A 25,836-nucleotide genomic window follows, 5' to 3' on the forward strand; every position below is an offset into this window, starting at 1 on the left:
GGCGGCGAAGTAGCCGACGAGCAGCAGGGCGAGGACGACCCAACCGGCGCGGAACGTCGCCCTGTCCGTGATCGCGGCGGTGGGGCTGGTGAGGGCGAGGACGTCGTACCGCTTCGGGATGCTCTTGCCGAAGTAGGTCAGCAGCATGCCGAGGGAGGCGAGGACGGAGACGATGCCGACGGGGATCATGACGGTGGCGTACTCGGCGAAGCCGAGGTGGAAGTAGTCGGCGGAGACGATGTTGACCAGGTTCGATACCACGAGCGGCAGGCTGCCGGTGTCGGCGATGAACCCGGTGGCGAGGATGAACCCGAGCGCTGCCTTTTGCGGCATGTTCAGTGCTCGGAGCATCCCGACGACGATCGGGGTGAGGATCAGCGCGGCTCCGTCGTTGGCGAACACCGCGGCGATGACGGCACCAAGGCCGACGATGAGGACGAACAGCAGCCGCCCGTTGCCGCGGCCCCAGCGGGCGACGTGGAGGGCTGCCCACTCGAAGAACCCGGCCTCGTCGAGGATCAACGAGATCAGCACCACCGCGACGAACGTCAGTGTCGCGTTCCAGACAATCCCGACAACGGTCGGGATGTCGGAGAGGCCGACGACGGTGGTGGCGAGGGCGATGACGGCGCCGATGAGCGCGGTGTAGCCGATCGGGAAGCCCTTGGGCTGCCAGATCACCACCACGAGCGTCGCAACGAAGATCGCCGCAGCGACCACAGCCATCACCATCAGCCGATCACCGCGGCCTGGTTCACTGCAGCCTGGTTCGCGGCGGCGGCGCGTTCCCAGCCCTGCGCGGCGACCTGCACAGCGTCCCACGGGGACCCGAGCGGCGGCGTGTAGCTGAGGTCGAGATCGATGACGTCGTCCACGGTGAGCTCCGCGTGGAGGGCGGTGGCGAACGTGTCGATGCGCTTGCTGATCTCCGCCGTCCGCTGCCCGACGATCTGCGCACCGAGGAGCCGACCGGTGGACTGGTCGCCGGTGACGCTGATGGTCAGCGGGACGGCGCCCGGGTAGTACCGCTTGTGGTCATCCGCCACCGTCACCCGCGTCAGCGGAGACGCATCCAGTGGGCCGGTCTCGTGCTGGCGAAGGCCGCTGCGGGCGGCGACCAGGTCGAACACCTTCACCACCTGCGTCCCCACCGAACCGGCGAACGTCTTCGAGCCGCCGAGCATGTTCTCTCCAGCGACACGACCCTGCTTGTGCGCCGTCGTCCCGAGCGGCAGCCACGTCGTGCCGAGTAGGCGGTGGTGCGTCACGACGCAGTCACCGGCAGCCCACACGTGCGGCACCCCGGTGCGCATGCTCTCGTCGACGACGATCGCGCCGGCCTGCCCGAGCTGCGCGCCGGCGGCGACCGCGAGGTCCGTGACCGGACGGACGCCGACACAGACGACGACGAGCGCGAACGTGCCCTCGGCGATGCCGGACGCGGAGCTGGTGGCGACGCGCCACTGCCCGCCGGCGGCCGGGGTGATCCCGGTGACGGTGGCGCCGGTGAGGACCGTCGCGCCGTGGCGGCGGACCTCGGTGGTGACGAGGGAGCCGAGCTCGGGGTCGAGGGTGGAGAGCACTTCCGGGCCGCGCTGGATCAGTGTCGTGTCGAACCTGCGGGCAACGAGCCCTTCGGTCATCTCCAGGCCGATGTAGCCAGCACCGACGACCGCGACGCGGCTGCCCGCGGGCAGCAGCTCGAGGGCGTCGACGACCTGCTCGGCATCAGTCATCGAGTGCAGCAGGTGGATCCCGGGCTCACCGAACGGAACCCCAGCCGGACGGACCGGCTCAGCGCCAGTCCCGATCAGCAGCTCGTCATAGGAGATCTCCTCCTCGCCGGCGGGACCGGTGACGGTCAGTCGTCGACGGTCGACGTCGACGGCCGAGGCCAACGTCGAAGAACGCACAGTCATGCCGGCGGCCTCGAGGTCGGCGCGAGTGCGGTGCGCGAGTGACGCTTCCGTCGTGACGTCGCCGGAGACCCAGTACGGGATGCCGCAGATGGAGAAGTTCGGGAACTCGTCCGCGAGGACCACGGTCACGTCGGTGGTCGGGTCGAGTTCGCGGGCGCGGAGCGCTGCGGCGATGCCGGCGTCGCTGCCGCCGACGGCGAGGAGGTGAGTCATCAGGCTGGTCCTTCACGGATCGAGCGGGAGCCGGAACCCGGCGAGTACATCGAAACACGTCGATATCGACGAACGCAAATATAGACGCGTGTCGAAGTCCGTGGGATGATGAGCCCATGACGATCGAGCTGCTTCCCATTCAGGACGTCACCGCGTGCTGCTCGCCCGTCACCACCGAGGCGATGGACCAGGCATCCGCCGAGGTCCTCGCGAAGTCGCTCAAGGCGATCGCCGACCCGGCACGGCTCCGGCTGATCTCGATGGTCGCTGCGCACGAGGGCGCCGAGGCCTGCGTGTGTGACCTGCAGGAACCGCTCGGCCTGTCGCAGCCGACCGTGTCACACCATCTGAAGGTCCTCGTTGACGCCGGGATCCTGCACCGCGAGAAGCGCGGCACCTGGGCGTACTTCTCCCTCGTCCCCGGTGCGCTCGACACCCTCGCCGGCCTCATCACCGCGCCGGCGAAGTAGCCACCGCGATCTGGTGGCACGAAGTGCTTGCCGAATGTCCGCCGGTCGTGTCAGAATCCTCCTGCGTTCATAGTGCGCGCCTACGGCCGGTCTTCTGGATCGGCTTTTTTCATGCCCGCTTGCTCCGCTACCCTGAGGTTGCTCGGCACGCGTCTGCCCGGAATCTCGCGGGTGTCGCATAGGCGCTTTACGCTGACGCTCAAGACGGCACCATGCTGTCTCCGGCCGGCCCTCTCGGGACCGGCCTTTTTCATGCCCTGATCTGACTCGGGCATCCGCAGGAAGCTCTCGCCGTTCCTGCCGTCCGCCGAGCGCGCTTCGACGCGCGCCGGCGCCCCCGTACCCCCACCCGAGGACGGGTGGGTTCTGGCCACACCTGGCCAACCCCGAAGGTGGCATCATGCCCATCACCGACACGGTGGACATGCTGACGGCCTCCGGTGGTACTGCTGCCCTGACTGGCGTCATCGCCGTCGTCGGCGGCGTGCTCAGCGCGTTCCTGTCCAAGCAGGTCGTCGCGCTGATCCAGCACGTCATCGACGTCATCGACGATCGCACGCTGGCCAAGGATCCCGAGCGCGCTCGCGTCGTCGCAGAACTGCGTCGAGCCCGCCGCGGGCAGCAGTAACCACCGGTTAAGAAAGCCGCCCCTCATTCGGTCAGGAGAGCTCTGTCTGCTTGTTGTAGCGAAAACGAAGGTTTCTGGTGGCACGTCATCCTGATCAGGACTCGAGTCTGTCGGTCTCTGTCGCCAGTGCGGCTGCGAGGTCGGCCTCTGAAGGCAGAGCTGCGCGGACCGCGGGTGGGAGGAGGTCGTAGCTGGCAACACCGATCGGGTTCTGCTGTCCCGCGAGGGAGTAGCGGACGACGGCGTCGTTCTTGTCGGCGACCAGCAGCAGGCCGACGGTGTCCGCGTGCTGGGGTCGGCGGAGCTTGTCGTCGACGAGTGCGACGTAGAAGCCGAGCTGGCCGAGGTACTCCGGCTTGAACTTCCCGGTCTTGAGCTCGATGACGACGTACCGGAGCTGCTCGACGTGGAAGAAGAGTAGGTCAACGTAGAAGTCGTCGCCGTCGACGTCGAAGTGCATCTGCCGGCCGACGAACGCGAAGCCCTCGCCGAGCTCGCGGAGGGTGTCGATGATCCGGTCCACGAGTGCCTGCTCGAGGTGGCGTTCCTTCGCGTCCCCGTCGAGGGCGAGGAAGTCCAGCACGTACGGGTCCTTCGTGATCTGCTGCGCCAGATCCGAGTCGCCCGGTGGAAGGATCTCGGCGAAGTTCGTCGGTGCCGCCTGCAGGCGGGTGTGCGCTGCGGTACGGATCTGGTGCTCGAGGACGTTCCGTGACCACCCGTTCGCGGCCGCCTGGGCGGCGTACCAGTCGCGGAGCTCGTGGTCATCGAGCCGGTCGAGGAGGACAGTGATGTGCCCCCAGGGCAGTTGTCCAACAGCCTGTTGGACAACTGCATCCGCCGACCACTCCCCCGCGAACCGGCGCATGTAGAACAGATTCGCCCGCGAGAAGCCCTTCATCTCCGGGAACTCAGCACGCAGATCCGTCGCGAGCCGGCCGATGACGTTGCTCCCCCACCCCTCGTCGCCCTGGCGCTGCAGGATCGTTGCACCGATCCCCCAGTACAGACGGATGAGTTCCGTATTCACGCGGCGCTGCGCAGTGAACCGGGCAGCGCGCACTTGCTGCTTCAGCTCGGCAAGAGCAGCGGCATACCCGGATACGGCTGGCGACGAATCAGACATCACGCTCAGTCTGCCCGACCAGCCGATCGGGAGAAGAACAATCGCAGCGTTCTAGGGGATCAGCTATGACAGGGTGGAGAGGATCCCCGAGCGAAAGGCGACCTCCCATGGCGCAGAAAGTCACCACGCACCTCGTCGACGACCTCACCGGCGACACCATCGAAGACGGCAAAGGCCGCACCGTCACGTTCGGCTTCGACGGCAGCAACTACGAGATTGACCTCACCGACGACAACGCCGACGCGCTCCGCGAAGCGTTCTCCGACTACATCGCCGCCGCCCGCAAGGTCACCAGCCGCGCCGGCCGCACCAGTGCCGGCAGCGCGCCGAAGCGCGGCAACTCGGAAGAGCTCGCGAAGATCCGCGAATGGGCCAACGCGAACGGCCACGAAGTCTCCTCCCGCGGCCGCATCAGCCAGGCCGTCCGCGACGCATACGACGCCGCACACTGACGCCACTCCCCCACGAAAAGAGCCGGGCGCCCTCGAGGGCGGCCGGCTCTTCTCATTGGCACCGATACGGCGCTCTAATGTCAGTTGCGCCGACTTACTGGAAGCTGCGCCACTCTACCTACGCCCCCGCTACCGCGGGGGTTTCGAACCTGAAGTTCAGATTGAGATCGTCGACCTCACTCGGTTCCACTTCCTGCGTATTTGCATTGAAGGAAAGCCAACCGGTAAACTTTCCACTCGCCCAGACCGCTCCACCAACAGTATCTACAAGCGTTACGTCCGCCGATACTAACATTAACCCACCTGCGTCGATGACGTAAGCAGGCCCAAACCCGGCTTTATCCACTGCAACACTCGACGAGAGCGCTTTCTCCACCGTGTAATCTGCGGATTCAACCTCCTCTAGAAGCGCAATGCACTGACCTCGAATTGAATCAGCGAACGCCTCCTTCAGATCATCTGAAGAGATCGGCGGGGATGCGACTTTTGCCGCGATCGTCGACAGATACTCGTTAGCACTGTGGTAATAATGAATTTGCCCAGCTGCATCCAATAACTCAACCTCAAGATCAGGATGAAGTCCGTTTTTTCCGAAGTCTTTCGTGTTGTTAGTAACAAAATGAACCTCGTGTCCATCCTTGACAAGCGAAGCAATCGTCAACCAGATCGCACTATCGCGACCCCCCACGCCATTGCGTGCTGGTGTAATCCTCAAAGCCTCGCGGCGAAAAGCTTCCACGGCATGCGAGCCCTCAAGCGGAAGGATTTTCAGCCTCGACCTCAAAGCCTTCTCGTAGCTTTTGGCTACTTCCTCTGCTGTTGGCACATAGGAGAGCGCTAGGGTAGTGAAATTCGAAAGACGAGAGTGAGCGGCAAATAGATCCGCAACGGCTTCCCCTGCTGTCTCTCGGCGAAGATTCACCGCCTCGTCGACCGAAACTTCACTTGCTACCGCCTCGACGCCGGTCGTGCGACACAGGTGGAACAAGGCGGCCCAAAACGAGCTTTCGAAATTGCCTTTCACCGGAAGGGCGTTGGTGTCGAAGACTAGGTATGACGTCATCGGTACACCTATGCCAAGTCCTCCATGGTCACGCTGTTGAGGCGCTCCACGATCGTCAATGCCAGTCGCTCAAAGTCTATCTGCGTGTCCTTGGCGCGAGTATATTGGGACCCGCGAGCTTCAGTCCCGCTGAGCTCGAAGATGGCTGAATTAGACTCCTGAGCTAGCGGAACAAGGCTGGATAAGTTTCTTACTCGTCCAATTTGCCCCGGCCCATGCGGCGTCGCAATCCCGGCCTCTTTCAAGCGGGCCACGATCTCTTCCTCGTAAGCACTAGGGATCTGGTCGAGCCATCGCTTGAAGGCAGCAGCTGGGGCACTTCTATAAGAAGCGAACTGCTGGCTGATATAGCCCAGTGGCACTGGCACGCCTGGGAAAAATCCTTCAGGGAGCTGCGAGCGCACATCGGAGCGCTCAGCGGATTTGACAGCTACGCGCCAGTCCTCAACCCAGTTAGCAAGGCTGTTGCCGACGCTGGGCAGAGCGGTGAGAGAGAACAAGTCCGGGGCAAGCGGAACTACGAACCCGTCGGAACCGAGCAAGACCACCCTATTTAAGGCACCGACGCTCGGACCCAAATCGATGAAGACGAAGTCAGCCTGAATGCTTCTGGCTGCATCTTTAACGAGGCGGAAAAGAGCCGACGATCGCTGGAACCCCTGATACCGTCCAGCCAAACTATCCACCCAAGCGTCCGGGAGAATCTCCTCGTATTCACTTAGGCGAATATTCCCAGGAATAAGCCAGGCATTATCGCGGATTCGCACAGGGTCGATGTTCAGCGGCTCTCCAACCGCCCGAATAACAGGGACCAACGCGTCATAGATCGTCGCTTTTGCTTCGATCGCCTCTTGAAAGCGATCAGCGTCGAGCGCCGTTCCGGTGAGATTTGCTTGCGCATCAGCATCAACAAAGAGCACTCGTCTCCCAGTCTCCGCCAGAGCGAGGCCGACATTGAATACGAGAGTCGTCTTTCCGACTCCACCCTTGTGGTTGAAAAACGAGACGATCTTCATGCGTACCTTTCAGCTCGACTCGCGCAAGCCTACAGATCGAGGTCGCCGCGTAACAGAGCAAGCGGCTCGTAGGGGTCTCTTCAAGCGCCACCACGACTCCGGGGGGATTGGTCGTCCCGCAGCTTCCCGCGCCATCAGGCTCACCCCGAAGCGGTCTTGGAAACCGGGACGGCGCGGAGACCCCAAGGCGGTAGGCCTCGCCCCTCGATGCACAGAACCCACGAGCGGACCCAGCGCCGTCCTGATGGGCAATGAAGGGTTTCTGCCGTGTTGCTTTGCGGTATACCCCGTCGCGTCACCGCCGACGAGCGACGACCCCGTGGTTCTGAACCGCCGTGTCCGCTTTGTGCCACAGGTGCGCACGGGGGTCTAGAGGTGGTGCAGCATCTGACCGAGGGCAGCGCACACGTCTGCGTGACTTCGAGCTGGACAAGGCCCGGGCCCGGGCCGTTGGTGCACTCAGCGAGACTCCGGCTGGATCGATCAGAGCGCTCGGCGGAGGGCCTGCAGGAACGTCCGGATGCTGTCCCCCAGGTTGTCGTCGCCGATGGCGACTAAGGCTACGCCGGCGACGATGCAGGTGATGAGCAGCAGGACTGCCCCGTACCGTAAGACCCACGGCCGGCTGGTGACCGCCCGGTCGAGGCGAGATCGCCGACGCACAACACCGCTACCAGGCGGTTGCGTGCCAGGGAGAGTCCTCCGCGGACAGTAGGGAGTCTCGGGCGCTGGTGAACTTGTCGAGTTCCTGATCAACCGGGTTCCGGACGTCGGTGGCGCTCCAGAACGCTCGGCCGGTGACGAATGCGTCACCGAACTCTGCCCAGGAGTGGTGGTGCTCCCGGGAGATGGCGACGAAGTCCCCCAGCAGAGCGAATGCCTCCGAGTCGTTGGTGAAGCCAGCGTCGACGGCGAGACGTGACAGTTGAACCGCGCGTGCGCAGTCCCACGCGGCAATCGAGGTCGGCAGCGGTTCTGGCAGCGCCGCGTGACCGCCGAGCATCGCGGAATTGAACCATCCTTCGCACAGCAGCGCCGCCTGCGGTGGGTCGAGTTCCAGCCGTTGCGCGTCAGCAGCCGCCTTCGCTGTCAGTCCGCGCGTTTCTTTGCGATTCATGCGTTGCGCGAACGCGGACTCGACCAGCGGCGCGATGACTGGGTACATGCTCCGGTGGCCGCTCTCACGCAACCACGTCATCGTCGACAGGTAGGAGTCGTTGTCGTGGACGTCCCATGCGCTCGCGAGGAGCTTCGCGGCAGTGCGGGCGTCTGCTTCCATCGTCAGCGCGTTGATCGGCAGGCTCCCCTCTGCCGCGTAAACGTGCCCCATCGCAAGAGCGCGCTGTTCGCGGGGCGTCAGCGCACGAGCACCCTCGAGGACGTTGAAGACGGAACCGCTGAACATGGCCTTGAACACGGAGAAGAGTCCCACGAGATGCCTTTCGTGTCGTTGCGAGTTGCGACGAACTCGCCGCGCGGATGACCGTAGCGGCGCAGCATTTCTGTGTGGAAGCGCTTACAAAAAGGAGCTCGCAGCAGCCTGCCGTCGGTCCGCTCCCCATGACCGGCTTCTCACGACCCAGCGGACAAGCGATTTTTGAGACAGTTCTCGCAATAAATAGATGTGAGATACGGTCCTCCACCGTGACTTCTCAGCAGCCCAACGCCCCATACCCCTCCAGCGCCCCCCACTCTCCGGCGAAGCGGACCAACACCCTGGCGGTCGTGTCGCTCGTGCTGGCTTTCGTCGCTCCGCTGATCGGGTTCATCCTCGGGTTTGTCGCACTGTCACAGGTGAAGTCCCGTGGGGAAAACGGCCGGGGGCTCGCGTTGAGCGCGGTGATTGTGGGAGGCGCCATCACCGCGCTGTACGTGGTCCTGATCATCGCCGTCGCCGTGGCCGGTTCCTCGACGTCAACCACGTACTGATCACCGACGATGAGCACGACTGATCCGTCCGCGGCACGACGCGACCGCGCTGCACACTTGCAAGGCAGCAGCAGTGCCCTGGTGATGACACTGGTGGGTGCGGTCCTCGTCGTCGTGGCGGGGTCAGTTTCCGGTTACGCGATCGGATCGTTCACGGGGGTGTTCCGGGAGATGAACCTCAATAGCGTCTTCTCGCACTCCTCCGACCCTGACCATCCGTGGTGGGCGCCACCGACGGCCATCTTCGGATCCCTGGCCGCCACCGGGGTGTACTCGAGATGGAACCACCACTTCACGGGCAGGTCGGCGGACTTCGCCGGTATCGGGCCAGGGAGCCTGTGGCTGATTGGCGCGGCTGCTGGCCTGTGGTGGACGACCGCCGCCCTATGGCCCGCCCCCGATAAGGTCGGTACCGCCGTCGACCCGGTATTCGGCCGCGACACGGCGTGGGGGCTCGGCGACTGGGTCTGGTACGCATCGGCGTGGTGGCTTCCAGGCCTGTTCACCGTGCTGGCACTCGTCGCTGTGCTTTTGGGTGTCATCGGCCGGCGCGGCCGGCGTGACCGTCGCGGCCGCATCAGCGAGCTCCTCTCGACCGGACACCGGGTGCAGGGAACTGTGACGGCTGTGAGCGGTGCAACGAGCCCGGACGCAGCCCTCACGCTGTTGCGGTGGACTTTCACCTTCAACGACATCAACGGCCAAGCGCGATGGGTTGAGCGCACCAATGGGTTCCGGCACGGAGCAGCGCCAACGATCGGCGCGACCATCACCGTCCTCTACGACCCCGCACGCCCGGCGGACAAACGGTCGATCTTCGCGGCAGTCACTGGCGGCGACTCCCCCGAGGACTACATCCGGCCCGGGATGTAGCCAGACGAGCATGCACCGCGTAGTGATTGCCGATCATCAGATTCCGAAACGAGCCCCGCTCAAGCTCACCGCCGGCGACATTGTCACGGTGGGCGAGAGAGATACCGAATGGCCCGCGTTCGTGTTCGTGACCGCCCTCCACGGAACCGGGTGGGTACCATCACGCCATATCGACATGGCCGAAGCGACGGCCACCATGCGAACCGCGTACGACACCCGCGAGTTGCCTGCATCCAGAGGGGAAACCGTCGAGCTGATCCGAGACGATCCGGAGAGTGGTTGGTCATGGTGTCGGAACGCTGACGGTCGCGAGGGCTGGATCCCCCACCGGTCCCTCGAACCCAGTAACCCATCTGCCCGCGATGATCTCCGCTGAGCGAGCATCCCTGCGTGTGCGGCCGACCAATGGCACCTCGTAGCGAACCAGATGGTCCGTACCACCGCCGCACCGACAACCTGCAGCATCGAACCTTGATTCCGCCAGAGCGGATGCTGCGAGGAACCGAAACGCTCAGGGGCGGTGAGAAGCTGCCATGGTGAACACTGCCGATTCTATCTTCTCCCCAGTGGTCCAAGGCACGTTCTACCGCGCGATCGACCCCCGTTTTCACCAGTTCGCGATCGCCGGCTCGCGCACAGCGGGACGCTATTCACGGGCACACGAACCCACGCTGTATCTGAGCTCTTCAGTCGAAGGAGTGGAAGCAGCGTTACTTGCCCACAGGGGCGCGAGGTCGCGCGTCCTCGAGGTCATCGAGATTGACGTCGAAGCCTCCGGCATCGTTGACCTCCGCGATCCGGGCACGGTCGCGAAGGTCGGGATCGAAATCGCTGATGCAGCCTCGGCATGGCAGGAGATTGCTGCCTCCGGTGGCACGCCACCATCTTGGTCGGTTCGGGACCGTCTTCTCGAAGTCGGCGCGAGCGGTCTGATCGACCCCTCGCGGAAACGTCCCGGTCTCTGGCACCTCGTGCTCTTCCACTGGAACGAGCCCGGCGCCCCCTCTGCGCGCCTTCGAGAGTCCCCTCGCTCCTAACCCGCTCCTTCCGAGATCTAGATGTACCCAGCCGACTGTCACGCCGACTTCCGCGGCACGTTCCGCGCTGCGCAGACTCTGATCACTCGAGGACCTTCCGAGCCCGTGCTCGATGCTCGACGAGCTCCGGCACCCGCGTGCGAATTGTCCGCACTCAGCGAGCTGTGCTGTCTCAGTTGTCGACTCCGAGGGCGCAGTCGAGCCGGCTCTCATGTCGAGAAACAGCTAGCGAGCGGCCCGGCCCGGCCCGTAACGAGACTGGCTCGGAACCCGCGACCGCCGCGAAGCCCGACAGAGAGCCGAGCACCACAGGCCCATCGAAATGAGGCCACGTGCGACGCTTGACCTCAACTCTTGTTGAGATTTTAGTGTGGCGCCATGACCACGCCCCACTGCCATGAGAGCGCCACATCTGACCTGACACCATCGGTTTCCGACGGGCATCGGCGGGACGCGGGGGTGCTCAGCCCACGGTATCGATGGGTAACCATGGGCATATTCTTGCTGGTGATGCTTGACGCCTTCGTGGCGTTAGCTGTATCGACAATCATGCCGCCGATCAGCGCGGAGCTGCACGGCGCCGGACTGTACGCGTTCGCGTTCGCCGGCCCCGTGGCGGTGAGCGTGATCGGGATGGCCCTCGCCGGTATTTGGTCCGATCGGGGCAACCCGCGTAGTGCGCTCTTCGTCTCGGTGGTCGTGTTCGCGTCGGGACTCATCGTTGTGGCATTGGCACCCAGCATGGTTGCCTTTGTCAGCGGGAGGTTGGTGCATGGCTTGGCGGGCGGGGCGATCACCGTGGCCCTGTACGTTATCGTGGCCCGCGTCTACCCGCAGGCGCTGCACGCGAGAGTCTTTGCGGCATTCGCAACCGCCTGGGTCATCCCTTCGCTCGTCGGTCCGGCCATCGCTGGTGTGCTTGCCGAGACGGTTGGATGGCGTTGGGTCTTTATCGGGGTGGTGGCGTTTGTGTCGCTGGCGACCCCGATGGTCGTCCCGGCGATGCGCGACCTCCACGCGCCCGCGGATCCGACTGCGCTCGGGTTGTCCAGGCGCGTAGCCGACGACGATCCCGACGACCACGAAACTGATCTTCCCGATCACGGTTGTGATGCGCATACGCCTGGCCCTATCGGCCGGGCTAACGTCGCCTCGTTCGCCGGTCGTCCGGCGAGACGTCCTCGTCAAGCCTGGCCGTTCTGTTCGGGAAAGAACAGGTCCTCGATCGGCAGTCCGAACACCGACGCGAGACGAAACGCCAAGGGCAGCGAGGGGTCAAACCTGCCTCTCTCGATTGAGATGACCGTCTGCCGCGAGACACCGAGCTCGTCCGCGAGCCGCTGCTGCGACCATTCGAGAGACTTGCGCGTGTCCGCGATGATGTTCCGCACCTCACCCCCTCCGACGAAGGACCTGGTACCGGAGTGAGAAGCTGAGGAATGACGCGGCGACCACCCCGAGGAGCGCCAGCCGTGCATCGATCACCTCACCTCCGGGGATCAGGGTGAGGACCAGAGCGCTGACGGACGCGACGAAGATGACGTCGGTCTGCGCGCCCGCGGCAGCACGTGCGTACCAACGCGCTTCGATTGACTCCTCCGACCGTTCGGCCGCTCCCTGCAGCGTCGACCGGTCAACGACCAGGACCCACACGAGCATCACGACCGGCATCGCCAGGCAGACCGCCAACGCTGCGACACCCAGCAGCGACACTGGCTCGGCCAGTCCGCTCCACACGCCGGCAACCCCCACCGCGACGCCCACCAGCAACCCGCTGGGGATGGCTACTGCCATCGCTGCCAATCGGCCCGACCCGAACTTCACACGCCCCCACTTGGTGCGTTCGGTGCTGTCGCTCATTCCCAACTCCCCTACGTACAGTCCGCTTTACATGTCAAGGAGACTGTACACCGACCGTTCGCGAGCGGATAGCGTCCGGGGACTGCTTTGACCAATTCGTATCCCTGACGTCGGTCCAAGCCGACCGCGTCACAGGCCGCCGTGCGGCCAAGTTGCGCAACAGCCTGTTGCAGAATCCGCTCGTCCTGTCAGGCCGTCTGCCACGCAGCAGGCTGACGTCACTCACGACGAAAACAGCCGGCAACACTTCCTCGGCAACGCTTGATGTAGCCAGCACGATCTGCCAGGTTGAGTGCACGTTTCAAAGGAGATACGTATGCAGTACAAAATCGTCCTCGCGCTGAGCGCTTTGACCGTCGTCGGGTTTGCCGCCGTCTCAGGAGTCCAGGCTGCGCCAGCACAAGCGCTGACCACCATCAATCCAGCTTGTCTGTCTGTGCCGAAGACTTCGACAGAGACAGATGGCGCCCCGGGTCCGATCTTCTACAAGCGTCTGCAGTGCCTGGGCAGCATGGCTGGCTACTACGGCTACCACGGACCGATCGATGGGGTGATGGGGCCAAACTCCTGGCGAGGAGTTTCGGAGCAACTCGCCAAGGGCGGCTACTACCAGTCAGGCGACCTGGCAACTTCGGAGAGTCCCGAGGTCGTGAAGGCGTTGCAGCGCTGGGCTGCGGACCATCAGCAGTACGGCGGACTCATCGACGGCGAGTGGGGTCCGAACAGCTACCGCGGAGCGGCCTGGGCCCTGAACCGAGCCTTCTGACGCCGCTGCGCACAGGAGCTGAGGAACACGCCGCAGCAGTGAGCGGAGCCCCGAAGAGCGAGGCACAAGATCGGCCGCTCCGCTCACTGCTGTGGACTGCTCACTGACGCCGGGCGCCGGGCGCCGGTAGGCGAGGAAGCGAATCCGACGGCTCCGACGGCTCCGACGGCTCCGAACCAGTCTTGATCGCCGATACCCATCAAGGACGCCGCCGAAACACGTGGTAGTCGAGGCGGCTACTCAACCGACCGCACCTGTCGGCGGCTTCGACGGTTCGGTTCTCGTAGGCTGCTGCCGTCGGAGCTCAGCGATCAGCAGCTCCTGCTCCCCTCTGTGTGAAGGATGACCGCGAACGTGTCTGCCCTGGTCATCATCCCGACCTACGACGAAGCCGAGAACGTCCGGCCCATCGTCGAACGCACGCTGGCCGCGACGGACGACTCCGTGCACGTGCTCGTCGTCGACGACAACTCACCCGACGGCACCGGCGACATCGCGGACGCCATCGCGACCGAGACCGACCGTGTGCACGTGCTGCACCGCACCGTCAAGGACGGCCTGGGCGGGGCGTACCTGTCCGGCTTCGCGTGGGGCCTGGAACACGGCTACGCCAAGCTCGTCGAGATGGACGCCGACGGCTCCCACCACCCCGAGTACCTGCCGTGGATGCTCGAGCTCGCGGACTCCAACGACCTGGTGCTCGGCTCCCGCTGGGTCAAGGGCGGCAAGGTCGAGAACTGGCCCTGGTACCGGCTCCTGCTGTCCCGCGGCGGCAACCTGTACACCCGCCTCGCACTCGGCATCGCGGTGCGCGACGCGACCGGCGGCTTCCGGGTGTTCACCTCGAAGGCGTTCGAGCGGATCGACCTCGCCGGCGTCGCGTCGAAGGGGTACTGCTTCCAGGTGGACCTCTGTTGGCGCGCCCTCGAGGCTGGTCTGCGGGTCGTGGAGACCCCGATCACGTTCACCGAGCGGGAGTTCGGTGTCTCGAAGATGAGCGGCAACATCGTCCGCGAGAGCCTGGCGCTCGTGACGAAGTGGGGCATCGACCGTCGCATCCGTGAGACCCGCTCCCTGGTCAAGGACCACCGCAAGCTGCCCTCCGTGCGGAACAACACCCGCTCGTAGCCGGCGACGTGCGGCAGGCCCACGGCTGGGCGCTCGACCACTCGCCGACATCAGAGTCGGGGCTCGAGTGCGCCTGCCCATACGCTGGGACGTGTGCATGCTGACGTGAAGCGGGACACCCGCAGGAACGCCCGATGGGTCATCGCCGGCGGAGCCACCCTCTTCGGCACCCTCATCACCCTGATCGCGATCACCCACCGGACGATCTGGCTCGACGAGACCGCGACCATCGCAGCGTCAACCCGGTCCTGGGACGCACTGCAGGACCTGATCGGCCGGATCGACCTGGTGCACGCGGCGTACTACGTCGGCATGCACCTCTGGTTCGACCTCGTCGGCTACAGCCCCTTCACGCTCCGGTTCCCGTCCGCCGTCGCGATCGGACTGGCAGGCGGGCTCGTCGTCCTCCTCGCCGAGCGACTGTTCTCCCTCGCCACGGCGACGATCTCCGCGATCATCCTGCCCCTACTACCCGTCGTCGCATCGGCCGGCACATCCGGACGGTCCCCGGCGTTCGAGCTCCTGCTAGCGGTACTCACAACGGTGCTGCTCGTCCACGCTTTGGACGCCACCGACAGCCGGAAACCGCCACTGCTGATCACCCTGTGGTGGCTGCTGTACGCGGTCTTCGCCTACGTGTCGGTGCTGGTGTTCCTGTGGGCGGCACTCATCGTCGCCGCGCACGCCCTGACGGTGTTCCTCCGCTTCCTCTTCGCACCGAAGCAGCGCTGGATTGGTCTCGCGGCCGCAGCGTGGACGATCGCCATCCTCGGCGTCGCCGTCGTGCCGTTCGTTCGCGCAACGATCCCGCAGTCCCGACAGATCGGATGGCTGCAGGCACCCACCTGGCACAGCGCCATCGAAAACGGATGGCGGCTGCAGTTCTTCGACTTCGCGCTCGTCACCACCACCAGGTCCTTCGTGACCGCAGTCGCCGTCGTGTCCTGGTTGCTGGTCCTCGTCGGTGTCGCGTTCGCGCTCCGAAAGCGCAGGGAAGCGCTGGTGGTGATGCTGCCGTGGCTGATCGTGCCCACCGTGGCGCTGCTCGCCGCATCGCACTTCTACAAGCCCGTCTACAACGCCCGCTACGTCACGTACTCCGCGCCGGCACTCGCGATCCTCATCGCCACCGGCATCGTCGCCCTCCTCCCCTACGCGAAGGGCATCATCAGTGGCCTGCTCCTCATCGCGTTCCTCATCCCCGCCGGACAGGTGTGGTGGAGCATCCGGTACGCATCACCGAAGAGCACCGATCTCGCCACCGCCGCACGGGAGCTCACCGAGGCACGCCAGGACGAGCGGGGCCCCGCCGGACTCATCCTCGGCAAGATGCACCGGCCAGCCGACCAACTGACCATCGCCTACCCGTCATCCGTCGAGGGGTTGAAGGACCTCTGGACGAAGACGAGCGCGGCGGACATGAACTACTTCTTCGCGCGCATGCACGGCGCCGTCAACGCAGCGAACGACACCAACGGTCTCCGCACTGTCTGGTACATCGGCGACAACCCAGCCGAACTTGACCAAGTCAGCACCATCCTCCGCGGCGACGGCTTCCAGGAGCACGCACCGCTCACTTACAGCGGCGCCGGCGAACGCAACTTCATCATTGAGTTCACGCGCTAGCAACTAGACCGGTCCGCGGACTCGAACGCAGATCCTTGGGGGCGCCGCCTTGAGAGTCATGACCATTGATTGAGGGCGCGCCAGCATTCCCCACGCAATTGCCCCCGCATGGGATGCACGAGGAGAGGAAAAAATTTGCCCTTCCCGCTGCAAATTGCGGGAAGGGCAAACCTAATGCTTGGGTCGAGCTATTAGCTCAACACAGGATCGAGCAGTGCACTCACGAAGCTAAATGCGATGAGAGCAGTGAAGATGATGCCGATCCACAACCCCCATGTCGCAAGAGTGAAGCCGCGCGTGTTTGATCGGCGCGCATCGTTCCGACCCAATGCACTGACGACGATGCCTGCGACTGGTACCACGAAGGCGAGTACGAAGCCGACGATGCTGAGCGTGCTGTACGGGCGCGTTTGCTGATTGTTCGTCATGAGAATGATGCCCTATCTGTAGTACTGGCGGTAAGTGATTTTGCCGTTTTTGGCCATGCCCATCGAATGCCCCTTAGTACCCTGGGAAACCAGGACACCCATGACGTAGTTGGTGACCACGAAACGCTCGCCCTCCGCGACGCCGGCACCGTACTTGTACTCGTCACATTCCGACGGGTCGATCGTTGCCTGGATGGTCGACCGATTAACACCGCAGTGGTGATATCCGGTCTTGCCGCGATGCTTCTTCCCGACCCAAGCGTTCTTACCATCCCAATACATACGGCCGGCGTGACCCTCCTTCCAGTGCCAATCCCAGGCGTGCGAAGATTGGTAGAACTCCTTGGTGTGGATCTTCCTGGCCGCGGCACGCGAGACAGCAAGGGGCGTGGTCGAGTCAGCATCGACCTCTTCCTCTTCGCTTACCGTAGTGGTCGTGGTCATGGAACAGCCATTCACGATGTCATCGCGCGTCTGGGTGCCGCCTTGTTCGGCGTTGACTGCGGTCCGGTCCGCGATGCACTGCTGATCGGTCGAGTCGACGCTGGTGTCCTCACTACCAGTAAGGGCGTTAGACGCGGTGAACTTCCAGTCCGCGGAAGTCCGCGTTTCGGTGGTCGTTCCGAGTTCGTTCTCGCCGGTGACCGTCATTCGCCACGTATAAGTCGTTCCGTCAGCGAGCAGCCCCTCCGGGATTGTCCACTGGGTGCCGGTGTCACCCGAAGTAGCAACCACGGCACCATCGGGACCGTTCACCGTGAAGGTGGCGGTTGCATCGTCGGGGAAGTCTTCTGATTCGGGGACGGCGCCGAGCTCGGGAGCGAGGCTCACCTGCGCTTCCGTGGGTGGCGTTGGGCTCCAGGAGTCATCTGCCCAGGACCCAAGGGTGAATTCGTAAGCCGTTCGCAGCGGAGTAGCCCCGCCATCGATAGTGGCAACGATGGCGTGTGTGCCACCGAAGGCAGAAACGTCTACCGGGATGTTCGAGGCAGTTGCCGCCTGAGTGCCGGACTCAACTTCATCGTCATCAACGAGGACGCTGAAAGTGCGACCCGACGCATCAGCAGCCGGAATGACCGCGTTGCAGGAAATATCGTCTGCAGGCACGGCCTTTACCCAAGTACCGGCCGAGTAGGGAGCGGCACATGTAATACGAGGGCTGAGCTGTGATGAATACCAACCCTGAACATCGATGACGTAGTTGGTGGCGTCAGCGACGTTGTTGAGGTTGATTTTTCCATTTGCGCCGAGGGCAACAGTGACGGTGTTGGTGCGGATCTCGTCGGTCTGGAAGTTGAGCGACGTTGTGTCAGGCTGCGCCGTTCCGTTCGCCCACACGGACGCGCGGCCGGCACTGCCGCCGTGAACGGCGGTAAGAGTGAGGACGACTGCACTGATGCCGGATCCCATGACGGGTATGCCGGCCTGGCCTGCGACCGGGATCGCCCGGGTCTCGTTCTTCGCGAGGATCGTGTTTGCCGCCGCACGGGAGTCGAAGACACGACCGACCCCGGGGGTGAAGGTCGCGCCAGCGGTGCCTGCGGCGGTGAAGTAGCCCTGCAAGTCGATGACGAGGCTGATGGTCGACGAGCCGTTGTAGATCGTCATCTTGCCGCCCGAGGACAGCCGAACCTGCGCCTGGATCGACGTGTTCACCGACGGCGCGTAGTGCAGCGCGTTGTCGGGACGAGCCGCGCCCGTGGCGTAAGGGGTGAGGAACCCGTCCGACGCCGTGGTGTTGATCGGCAGCAGGTTCACCACCGCGCCCGAAGCGTCGGCCGGAACGCCATTGGTGCCAGCGACCTGGATGTCGACAGTCTTTCCCGGCGCCAGGAGCGCCTTCGGAGCGCCGAGCCCGGAGCGGGTGTCGACGATGCGCTTGCCAGCCACGGAGACAAATCCACCGGCCGCGGTGCCGTCAGTGTTGGCGGTGTAATACCCCTGTACGTCAAGGATCAACCGTGCAGCCGTCTCGGTTGAGACCTGGATGGTGCCGGCTGCGCTGACAGCGACGATCGCGGTGTTGGAGACGTATTCACCCGCGTTGGCGTTGTAGACCAGCATCGTCGTGCGAGAGGTGTTCGCATCAGGGCGACCGAAGAGGGTGCCGTTGTCTGCCGAGCCGCTAACCGTCGCGTTCAGGGACACGGCGCCAACAGTGCCGTCATCGGGGATACCCCCGACGCCGGCGATCTTGATAGTGCGGTACTTCCCTGCCTCCATCGGCGTACTGAACCCGCCCGTACCAACCTTCGTGTCCAGGACACGGCCAGATGCGGGTACGAACACGCCACCGGTGCCGGTGTCGTTGATTGCCTGCGCCGGCGTAGCCACAAGCAGTGATCCAACAAGTGCGAGCGCACCGAAGGTAGCGGCAGCGATGCTGCGCCTCCTCGTGCGCGGAGCGTGCAGCAATGAGCGCACGAAACCCCCTAGTTCAGAGTGACGGCACCAATTGCTGTCAGCGCCCGAAGCATATGAGGAAGCTGAACGCGTGTACCCCCCACCCGTTTGGGGGTGTCATGAAAAATCCCAGATGAGAAGGGGTAGTACCGCATCGGTCTTAACGTATCTTCAGCCAATGAGGGGGATGAGCATCCGGACTCGTTCGGCGCGTAGCAGGGCTTAGTCGTACGACACTGTCACCTCGGCGGCCGAAGTTGATGCCCAATCAGGATGGCCGCGCAGCGCGCCGGCGTACGGGGACCCGTGTCGAAACCGTCACCAGCCGTCCTCATCGTCGTCGTCGGGCATCGGCAGCAACAGGTCGTCGATCGCCAGGCCGAGCCTGTGGGCTTCTGCGAGCACTTCAGTGGATCGTGCGAACGCTGCGGCTGCTCGCACCTCGAGTTCGCCGGCCTCCTTGTAGGTCTCGGCTGCGCTCAGAGCGTCTCGCCGAGCTCACCGAACTCGATCGTCACGAGTGGATCGACCAGGTGCTGACCGACGCCGCCCGGTAGTGGATCGTCAACCGGGCTCGAGGTCGGGCGGTGTCGTCGACCGAAACCGAGTGCGGTCGGGTGCATGGCGAGGATAGATTGCCGCCATGAGCGAGTACCGGCAGCACCCCAGTCGGACGGCCGAATGGGCGGGATCTTCGCTTGTGCCGACGCAATCGGCGTCCGACGCGGACACTGAAGTCTGGTTCGCGCTTCCCTCCGACTCTGGTGACGTGTTCTGGGAAGCGTTGAACGCAAAGACGATCGGGCCGGACCTGGTGCAGGTTCGTGCAGTACCCGCATGGGTGTACGGCGTGAACTACGACGACACAGTAGCCACCGTCAGATCCGCGGAAGGATCGCTCGTGGCAACGAGCGTCAGCGAGCACGGCAACCAGGCCACCTTCCGACTCTGGCTCGGCGAAGATCCGGACCTCGCCGCGGCGTGGCGGTCGATCGCAGGACGCTACGCCCAGCGCGGGTGTCTCGTCGACGCGATCTCGGAGAACCTCATCGCCCTGTCCTGCCCCGTCGAGAACGCGTCCCTGATCCGCGACCTGCTCATCCACGAGGAGCAGGCAACAGCACTGATGTGGGAAGACGGCACCCCTGCCAGCTCCGTCCGGTAGCCGATCGGCTATCGAGACGCGGTTGGGGGGCGTCTGGGTCAGCGGAGGATGAGTGCCGCGACGGTCAGGCCGAGGGTGACAGCGACCAGCGTGCCGAGGCCTGACCATTCCCACCAGGTCATCCGCCGGGTTCCGCGCGGTGGCCGTTGCCGGCGTCGCATGCGCCGACGACGGGATCGTGCCGCTGTCATCGCCCGCACGTTACCCGGCCTCAGACGGAGGATGCTGGAGAAAGCAGCAGGGTGGTTCCCGCTGTCAGCGGGGCGTGCTGCCACCTGATCGGAGCGGCACGCCCCGCGCTTCACCGAGGGGTCAGGCGCGGGCAAAGGCGTGCTCGAGCACGACGCGCCAGTCCGGGTCGGACACGGCGCCAGTTGAGGTGTCGGTGGTGAAGGCGCCGTGGTCGTAGTGCAGCGCAGGGTGGCCGACGGTGACGGAGCTGAAGTGCTCGGTGATGGTCCAGGTGCGGTGCGCCGTGTTGCTCGGCACGTAGTCGATGTGGAGCTCGTGGCGGTTCACAGTGGTTGTTGGCGGCAGCTTCGGGATGCGCGGCGTCATGACCCAATAGACACCGAAACGACCCTGAGTGGTACGGATTGCCCGCGCGGTTCTTGTCGAACGGACACCAGCGCGGGCTCGTCCGCTGGGCGATCGGCTACCGGACGGTCATGGCTCCGCCAGCGAGCTCGCCCCGACCGCCGCTCCGCGGCGCGGTCGTCCTACGACGCAGTGATCCCGAGCTGTGCGAGAACGGGTTGATCGCCGATGGTCTGCAGGTTCCACTTCGGGCGCTTGAAGGCACCGCGGGAGAGTCGCACGCGCTGTTCGTCGACCGGCTGCCCGGCCCGAGGCGATACCTGCGTGACCCCGTTTGGCTCGTAGCCGAGCTTGTACGAGACGGTCAGCGACGGGGTATTCCAGGCCGCAGCACTTGACTCTGCCCATTCGGCACCCAGAGTGTCGAAGGCGAACAGCAGCAGGGCGGCGCGCATCTCGGTGCCGACGCCCTTGCCTTGGGCGCGTCGGGTCAGCCAGGAACCGGAGTTCACAGTCCGGCGGTCCGCGAAGTTGAACGCGGCGAGGTCCTGCGCCCCGATCACCTCGTCGTCAAGGATGACGGCGAATTGGATCGTCCAGTTTTGCGGCGAGACCTGGCGGAGGCTCCACTGGTATGTCGCGAGGTTCCGCGGCAGCTCCTCCGGAGACGCATCGGTCCATGGGAAGCCAAACGGCATGCGGTCCGAGTTGTGGATGCCATCAAGAGCAGCCTGCGCCAGGGCAGGGAGGTCCTGGTCCCGCACCGGACGCAACACCAGCCGTGGGGTTCGGAGTTCGAGTCCGAACAACGGCCACAGCTTCTCCAGTTCCATACCGGGACGCTACCTGCGCCGGTCACCGCAGCGAGGCGTGTTACGCGCCCGGCCGCTGAGTAGCGGCCCTCACATCTGTTCTCTCGCAGCGCCCGGTGATCGATCGGCTAACGAGGCAGCCACGCGTCGGCGACAAGACTCGTGAGCGGAGTGGGAGACAAGTAGCGAGCCTGTCGACAACCTCGCACGCACGCAGCACCACGCTCGCCCGAGATCCCTCCGGCGCCGGGCTACACCCCATTCACTCACGTGCGGTGTAGCCCCACCCGGCACGCGACGCTGCCATCTGCAACGCCAACAGCGAGGCCTCGCCCGCCACGCGGACGCCGGACCGGAGTCGTCCCTGAAGCGGTCGTTTGTGACCGCCGGGCGGTTAGCTGCCGAACGGTCGGCCGGTGCGGAACCCGCCGGCGTTCGGCTCGAACGGAACGCTCCCGTTGTGTTCGTCCGCGAGTCGTTCAAGCTCTCGCTCAAGCGCCCCGTCGACCAGCGCCGCGAAGGAGCGGTAGCCGCCGGGCAAGGCAGCTGTGTGTAGGACCGCTGTCTGGGCACGACGCTTGAGCCCTTCCCGCAGCGCCACGGTCGTGGGGATCGTCGCTTCCTTCGTTGGTTCAGCGGGCGTGGACTCCCGCCTCGGCGACTCAGGCGTAACAGGTGCCTCGACGCCCGTTCGAACCGGTTCAACGTTGGCGGTGAGTCTGATTGGGCTGTTCGCACCGGGGCGGCGGCGTTCTGGTGCACTCATACGGCGTTCTTCTCCTTCTCCAGGATGCGCTGTGCGTACATCTGACCGAGTGCGTCGTAGAGCGCGACCGCCTTCCGGCCGTCCACCCCGGGCCATGCGCCGAGGGATGTTGCGGCGGCATCAGCCTCAGCGAAGCGAGACCACTCGGGAAGGTATTTCGGGTTCAAAAGGTCGGTCCCGTCGTCGAACTTGACCACTCCCCCAAGCTTCCAGACGAGCTCGCCAAAGGCGTCGACGAGGCCTTCGATCTGGAAATCATGTTCCTTGGTTCGCTTCCGCCGCGTGACGACAACGCCAGCCACACGCAGATTCGGGTTCATCAGGTCGGCGGCGTGAAGTGAGACGAAGTCTCGAACCCGGATGGCGGCTTCGACAGAGTCGTAGTTCGGGTCAGAGGGGATGAGCACGGTGTCTGCAGCGGCGAACGCCATTTGCACGAGGTGGCCAAGATCAGGCCGGGTGTCGATCAGGACAACGTCGTACACGTCCGTCCAACCGGACAGTGCTTTGGTGAGACGACGCACGGCGCCGACGACGCCAGCCTCGGATTCACGATTGATGAGATCAAAGCGGGCCGGCAGAACGTCGATCCGTTCCCCTTCTGGTGCCGCTTCTGTATCCCAGCCACAGGCAACTACAGCCGCCTCCCCTGCGCCATCCTGGGCGGCCGCGATGACCTCGGACATAGTAGGGATCGGTGCGGAAGGATCCCACTCGATCCCTAGACGTCGAGTGGCGTTCGCCTGGGGATCCATGTCGACAACAAGAACGCGGCGGCCAGCTCGCGCAAGCGCAGCAGCCAGCTGGCAAGTCACCTGCGTCTTGGAGACACCACCCTTGTTGTTGGCGATCGCTGTGATGTGCGTCATCAGCCCTCCGAGGCAATCGTTTCAAGGCTTGTTTTGGTTGTAAGCCATGCAATCCAATGTACCCAAGTCTTACCATAAAGGCAAGGGTTGCAAGCCACGTAACCCAATAAACCCTTGCGTTCATTGGGTTCGCTTGGCCAACTATACAAGTATTACAATCAAAGCAAGGGATGCAAGCCACGTAACCCAATAAACCCTTGCGTTACGTGGCTTGACGAGCGCAGAGCGCCTACCCGCTCAAGCTGCCAACTCAAAGTCCCGGAGCTCTTGCAGGAGCCCACGGCGTACAAACCTCATGGCCTCTTGGTGGTCTGCTCGGCCGTCGCTCGAACACGGGTATGCCGGGTATGCCTCGGGTCCGCCGTGGTCGTCGACGGATCGGAACATGACGACCTGAGTGGTGGGGGTGCGATCGCGGCCGCGTCGGCCGGCCTTGCGGATGAGGTGGTTCTGCCACCAGGCCCAGAGCTCTCGCTCGTCGACGTACTGCTGTTCGCGTCGCCGGAGGATCCCGTCGACGCCGAGCTGCTTGGCCACGTGGGTTCGGAAGTCCTGGAGCCGTCGCCGCCAGCCCGTGGGTGTGGCGATGGCGAGGGTCCAGCGGCGCATGCGTGCGAGGGCTGCGCGTGCGCGGCCGCGGGGGAGTCCTGCACGGTCAGCGATGGCTTCAAGTGCGTGCTCGTCGGTGGTCAGGCTCTCGTAGACGCGGCGCGCCGTGGGTCCCAGTCCTGCCCGGGTGAAGACGTCGTGTCGTCCGGCGTCGAGCCGGTCTTCTAGAGCATCGAGGAGGGTGACTCTCACGTCGAAGAGCTCGGCCGGGGGGCGGGCGGTCACATCGTGAAGTGGCCCGACGTGTACGGAGGGTGTGGAAAACCGGTCGGTGAGCCGCCAGACGGCTGCGTTGGGTCCGTCTGCCTGGCGCCGGCGGGTGATCCATCCGGCGGCGTGGAGGCGGCGAAGTGAGCGGTCGGCGGTGCTCGAGGGGATCCCGGTGGCGATCGCAACGGACCGGAGTGCGGCGCCTACGTCGCGGGAGCCGGAGCGCAGGGAGATCCAGGCGAGGTAGGTCAGGACGGTGCTGTCGTGCAGGTCTGCCTCGGTGCGGGTCCAGCGGCCGGGGGAGGCGGTGAACGCTTGCAGCATGGCCTCGACGACGTCGACAATGCCGATCAGCTGGGTCAGGTCGCGTTGTTGCCGTTCCTCGGGCGCGTACCGGTACAGCACCGCCCGCTCCTGCGCCTTCGCCCACTGCCGTTCAAGCCGCGCGGCTGCCTCGGCCGCGGTGCGGGGCTCGCGGCCGCCGGTGGGACGGTTGCGGGTGCGGTAGTGCTCCATGCCGGGTGCGGTCTTCGCGGCGTGCTCGACGTCGGCGAGGGTCCACCCGGACACCGCGGCCGCGAGCAGGCACAGGTACCCGGTGCGGGACGGGTCGCGGCCGCCGGCAACGGTTCCCATGTGCGCCTCACCCCACGCCGGCAGGGACCGGTGCACCCGGTGGTGGGCGTCGACGCGGCCGGTGGGGGAGGAGTCCGCGGGATCCACGGTCGGGCGGAGCTCACGGAACGCGGCCGTGACGCGGAGGAGATCGCCGGCAGTGACGGTCGGGGTGCGGAGGACGTCGACGTCGTCGGCGCCCGCCATCACCTCGGACGCGCCACCACGTGCGTGCGGAGTCAGCGGCGGGCGAACGGCACCCGTGCGGTCGTTGCAGAGCAGCCCATGGTCAAGGGACGGCAGGACAGCGCGTGCTGCACCGGCGAGCTGGACCATCGTGGCCTTGTCGACGCCGGCGAGGGGCACCCACACATGGAACCCACCCGTGGGGCTCGAGCGGCACACTACGTGCGGCACCTGCGCGTCGCGGAGGATCCGCACCAGCACGCCGAGGTCCTCGGCCGCCTGGTCGAAGTCCTCCGGGGTCTTCGCGTCGAGGTCGAACGCGGCGAACCAGAACCGTCCGTCAAGGTCGGTGAGATCGATCGTCCACGGTGTCGACGGGGGAGTATGCCCTGCAGTCGGGAACTTCGACGGGTAGCTGTTCGACCGGATCGTCCCGTCCGCCTCCGCGATCATGCGGTTCACGTACCGACGAGGCGCGATGGCACGCGTCAAATCCCAGGCACTATCCGAAGAGGACACGCCGATGAATTCACCCGTGCCGGGCGCAGCAATGTGCGTTACGATGGCGACACCTCCTCCTCTCGGGGTGGTGGTACGACGAAGGCTCCCGGCTCCAACCGGGCTTCTTCTCTCGGAAGCTCACAACCTGACCTGATTGGCGTCTGAGCAGGTAGTGAGAAACATGACTTGGGGCCTAGCCCCGAACCCCCGCCTCTGGCGGGGGTTTTGTCGTTAAGCGGCCGGGATAGGCAACTCCACTCGGTTGAGTCGGCGCGGGTCCTCGACGAGCGGCATCGCGCCGTTTTCGGCGACAAGCGTCCGCGCTAGCGCGTCGAGGTAGTAGGCGACTGAGACGCCGCTCTCTTCAGCGGCGTCCTTGAACGCCTGGCGGGTCTCAGGAAGCACACGGCCCTGCAGAAGGACCGTCGGGGCGTTCTGCGCTCGGCTGGCGCGTCGTCCAAAGTCGCTCATAGTCACACCATGGCGGGAACATGCATGCGCACGGTCATCTGGGGCGGCGTGTCGCGAGACTGCATCGATGCTCCTTCTCCTTGCGGGTAGGCGACTCAAGCGACTGGCGAGCGCGACTCCGTGGTACTCGATGCCGCAGCCCGACAAAAACGCTAGAC

Annotated in this window: 27 protein-coding genes and 1 pseudogene; 12 read left to right on the forward strand and 16 right to left on the reverse strand. The window is 64.9% G+C overall.

Going from position 1 to position 25,836, the window contains the following annotated elements:
* Positions 1-726, reverse strand: a 726-nt coding sequence (locus H489_RS20770; RefSeq protein WP_031259047.1) for an ArsB/NhaD family transporter, incomplete at its 3' end; no start/stop codon positions are given.
* 5 nt (positions 727-731) lie between these two features.
* On the reverse strand, positions 732-2,132 hold the full coding sequence (locus tag H489_RS20775; protein WP_017885556.1) for an FAD-dependent oxidoreductase: 1,401 nt from the start codon (positions 2,130-2,132) through the stop codon (positions 732-734).
* 116 nt (positions 2,133-2,248) lie between these two features.
* On the opposite strand from H489_RS20775, the gene H489_RS20780 reads away from it, so the two are divergent.
* Positions 2,249-2,602 carry an ArsR/SmtB family transcription factor gene (locus H489_RS20780; protein WP_017885557.1) on the forward strand — a complete coding sequence of 118 codons (354 nt, stop codon included), beginning with the start codon at positions 2,249-2,251 and terminating at the stop codon, positions 2,600-2,602.
* 400 nt (positions 2,603-3,002) lie between these two features.
* Entirely contained in the window at positions 3,003-3,230 is a 228-nt protein-coding gene (locus tag H489_RS20785; RefSeq protein WP_017885558.1) for a hypothetical protein, read from the forward strand.
* A 94-nt stretch (positions 3,231-3,324) separates the two neighbouring features.
* Here H489_RS20785 and H489_RS20790 read toward each other — a convergent pair whose 3' ends face one another.
* Positions 3,325-4,260 carry a PDDEXK nuclease domain-containing protein gene (locus H489_RS20790; RefSeq protein ID WP_017885559.1) on the reverse strand — a complete coding sequence of 312 codons (936 nt, stop codon included), beginning with the start codon at positions 4,258-4,260 and terminating at the stop codon, positions 3,325-3,327.
* Between the two features lie 203 nt (positions 4,261-4,463).
* On the opposite strand from H489_RS20790, the gene H489_RS20795 reads away from it, so the two are divergent.
* Positions 4,464-4,808 carry a histone-like nucleoid-structuring protein Lsr2 gene (locus tag H489_RS20795; protein WP_017885560.1) on the forward strand — a complete coding sequence of 115 codons (345 nt, stop codon included), beginning with the start codon at positions 4,464-4,466 and terminating at the stop codon, positions 4,806-4,808.
* Positions 4,809-4,926: 118 nt separating this feature from the next.
* Here the strand turns inward: H489_RS20795 and H489_RS37540 are convergent, their stop codons facing one another.
* From H489_RS37540 to H489_RS20805, 3 genes are all read right to left on the reverse strand, one after another.
* A complete protein-coding gene (locus H489_RS37540) occupies positions 4,927-5,871 on the reverse strand; it encodes a PIN domain-containing protein (protein ID WP_152427106.1) in 945 nt (314 codons plus the stop codon).
* 8 nt (positions 5,872-5,879) lie between these two features.
* Positions 5,880-6,887: a ParA family protein gene (locus H489_RS37195; RefSeq protein WP_081612159.1), complete on the reverse strand. Its 1,008-nt coding sequence runs from the start codon at positions 6,885-6,887 to the stop codon at positions 5,880-5,882.
* Between the two features lie 670 nt (positions 6,888-7,557).
* Positions 7,558-8,319 (reverse strand): DUF1266 domain-containing protein, encoded by a 762-nt coding sequence (locus tag H489_RS20805; RefSeq protein ID WP_017885562.1) that lies wholly within the window; start codon positions 8,317-8,319, stop codon positions 7,558-7,560.
* A 212-nt stretch (positions 8,320-8,531) separates the two neighbouring features.
* Here H489_RS20805 and H489_RS37960 point away from each other — a divergent pair, with 212 nt between their 5' ends.
* The 5 genes and pseudogenes from H489_RS37960 to H489_RS38570 all read left to right on the forward strand — a co-directional run.
* Entirely contained in the window at positions 8,532-8,816 is a 285-nt protein-coding gene (locus tag H489_RS37960) for a DUF4190 domain-containing protein (RefSeq protein ID WP_161598109.1), read from the forward strand.
* 84 nt (positions 8,817-8,900) lie between these two features.
* The gene (locus tag H489_RS20810) at positions 8,901-9,689 is read left to right on the forward strand and encodes a DUF3592 domain-containing protein (protein ID WP_326997932.1); all 789 of its coding nucleotides are present in this window, start codon (positions 8,901-8,903) and stop codon (positions 9,687-9,689) included.
* Positions 9,690-9,699: 10 nt separating this feature from the next.
* Complete coding sequence (locus H489_RS37205) at positions 9,700-10,065, forward strand: SH3 domain-containing protein (RefSeq protein ID WP_081612161.1); 366 nt, start codon at positions 9,700-9,702, stop codon at positions 10,063-10,065.
* A 157-nt stretch (positions 10,066-10,222) separates the two neighbouring features.
* The gene (locus tag H489_RS37210; protein WP_081612162.1) at positions 10,223-10,726 is read left to right on the forward strand and encodes an RES family NAD+ phosphorylase; all 504 of its coding nucleotides are present in this window, start codon (positions 10,223-10,225) and stop codon (positions 10,724-10,726) included.
* Positions 10,727-11,215: 489 nt separating this feature from the next.
* A pseudogene (locus H489_RS38570) lies at positions 11,216-11,719 on the forward strand (MFS transporter); the annotation flags it as partial.
* Positions 11,720-11,910: 191 nt separating this feature from the next.
* Here the strand turns inward: H489_RS38570 and H489_RS37220 are convergent.
* Together H489_RS37220 and H489_RS20820 are read right to left on the reverse strand one after the other, a co-directional pair.
* A complete protein-coding gene (locus H489_RS37220) occupies positions 11,911-12,117 on the reverse strand; it encodes a helix-turn-helix transcriptional regulator (protein ID WP_031259068.1) in 207 nt (68 codons plus the stop codon).
* Between the two features lies 1 nt (position 12,118).
* The gene (locus tag H489_RS20820; RefSeq protein WP_017885565.1) at positions 12,119-12,586 is read right to left on the reverse strand and encodes a hypothetical protein; all 468 of its coding nucleotides are present in this window, start codon (positions 12,584-12,586) and stop codon (positions 12,119-12,121) included.
* Positions 12,587-12,902: 316 nt separating this feature from the next.
* Between H489_RS20820 and H489_RS20825 the strand changes: the two genes are divergently transcribed.
* The 3 genes from H489_RS20825 to H489_RS20835 all read left to right on the forward strand — a co-directional run bounded on the left by H489_RS20825 (position 12,903) and on the right by H489_RS20835 (position 16,106).
* Positions 12,903-13,352 (forward strand): hypothetical protein, encoded by a 450-nt coding sequence (locus H489_RS20825; protein ID WP_017885566.1) that lies wholly within the window; start codon positions 12,903-12,905, stop codon positions 13,350-13,352.
* 354 nt (positions 13,353-13,706) lie between these two features.
* Entirely contained in the window at positions 13,707-14,480 is a 774-nt protein-coding gene (locus H489_RS20830) for a polyprenol monophosphomannose synthase (RefSeq protein WP_200860504.1), read from the forward strand.
* 105 nt (positions 14,481-14,585) lie between these two features.
* Positions 14,586-16,106 (forward strand): hypothetical protein, encoded by a 1,521-nt coding sequence (locus tag H489_RS20835; RefSeq protein WP_017885568.1) that lies wholly within the window; start codon positions 14,586-14,588, stop codon positions 16,104-16,106.
* Positions 16,107-16,297: 191 nt separating this feature from the next.
* On the opposite strand, the gene H489_RS37545 is transcribed toward H489_RS20835, so the two are convergent.
* From H489_RS37545 to H489_RS37965, 3 genes are all read right to left on the reverse strand, one after another.
* Entirely contained in the window at positions 16,298-16,534 is a 237-nt protein-coding gene (locus H489_RS37545; protein WP_139179862.1) for a DUF4190 domain-containing protein, read from the reverse strand.
* Positions 16,535-16,546: 12 nt separating this feature from the next.
* Positions 16,547-18,958 (reverse strand): hypothetical protein, encoded by a 2,412-nt coding sequence (locus H489_RS20840; protein WP_152427108.1) that lies wholly within the window; start codon positions 18,956-18,958, stop codon positions 16,547-16,549.
* Positions 18,959-19,416: 458 nt separating this feature from the next.
* Entirely contained in the window at positions 19,417-19,560 is a 144-nt protein-coding gene (locus H489_RS37965) for a hypothetical protein (RefSeq protein WP_017885569.1), read from the reverse strand.
* 20 nt (positions 19,561-19,580) lie between these two features.
* Here H489_RS37965 and H489_RS37225 point away from each other — a divergent pair, with 20 nt between their 5' ends.
* Positions 19,581-20,102: a DUF4265 domain-containing protein gene (locus tag H489_RS37225; RefSeq protein ID WP_081612163.1), complete on the forward strand. Its 522-nt coding sequence runs from the start codon at positions 19,581-19,583 to the stop codon at positions 20,100-20,102.
* Between the two features lie 312 nt (positions 20,103-20,414).
* On the opposite strand, the gene H489_RS20850 is transcribed toward H489_RS37225, so the two are convergent.
* From H489_RS20850 to H489_RS37550, 5 genes are all read right to left on the reverse strand, one after another.
* Positions 20,415-20,660 (reverse strand): hypothetical protein, encoded by a 246-nt coding sequence (locus H489_RS20850; RefSeq protein ID WP_152427109.1) that lies wholly within the window; start codon positions 20,658-20,660, stop codon positions 20,415-20,417.
* A gap of 161 nt (positions 20,661-20,821) precedes the next feature.
* Positions 20,822-21,472 carry a GNAT family N-acetyltransferase gene (locus H489_RS20855; protein ID WP_017885572.1) on the reverse strand — a complete coding sequence of 217 codons (651 nt, stop codon included), beginning with the start codon at positions 21,470-21,472 and terminating at the stop codon, positions 20,822-20,824.
* Between the two features lie 741 nt (positions 21,473-22,213).
* Entirely contained in the window at positions 22,214-23,086 is an 873-nt protein-coding gene (locus H489_RS0118105; protein ID WP_081612164.1) for a ParA family protein, read from the reverse strand.
* Positions 23,087-23,323: 237 nt separating this feature from the next.
* On the reverse strand, positions 23,324-25,159 hold the full coding sequence (locus tag H489_RS20860) for a hypothetical protein (protein ID WP_152427110.1): 1,836 nt from the start codon (positions 25,157-25,159) through the stop codon (positions 23,324-23,326).
* Positions 25,160-25,438: 279 nt separating this feature from the next.
* Positions 25,439-25,678: a hypothetical protein gene (locus tag H489_RS37550; protein WP_152427111.1), complete on the reverse strand. Its 240-nt coding sequence runs from the start codon at positions 25,676-25,678 to the stop codon at positions 25,439-25,441.
* Positions 25,679-25,836 lie beyond the last annotated feature (158 nt).

The organism is Curtobacterium flaccumfaciens UCD-AKU (assembly GCF_000349565.1).
Taxonomy (GTDB): domain Bacteria; phylum Actinomycetota; class Actinomycetes; order Actinomycetales; family Microbacteriaceae; genus Curtobacterium; species Curtobacterium poinsettiae.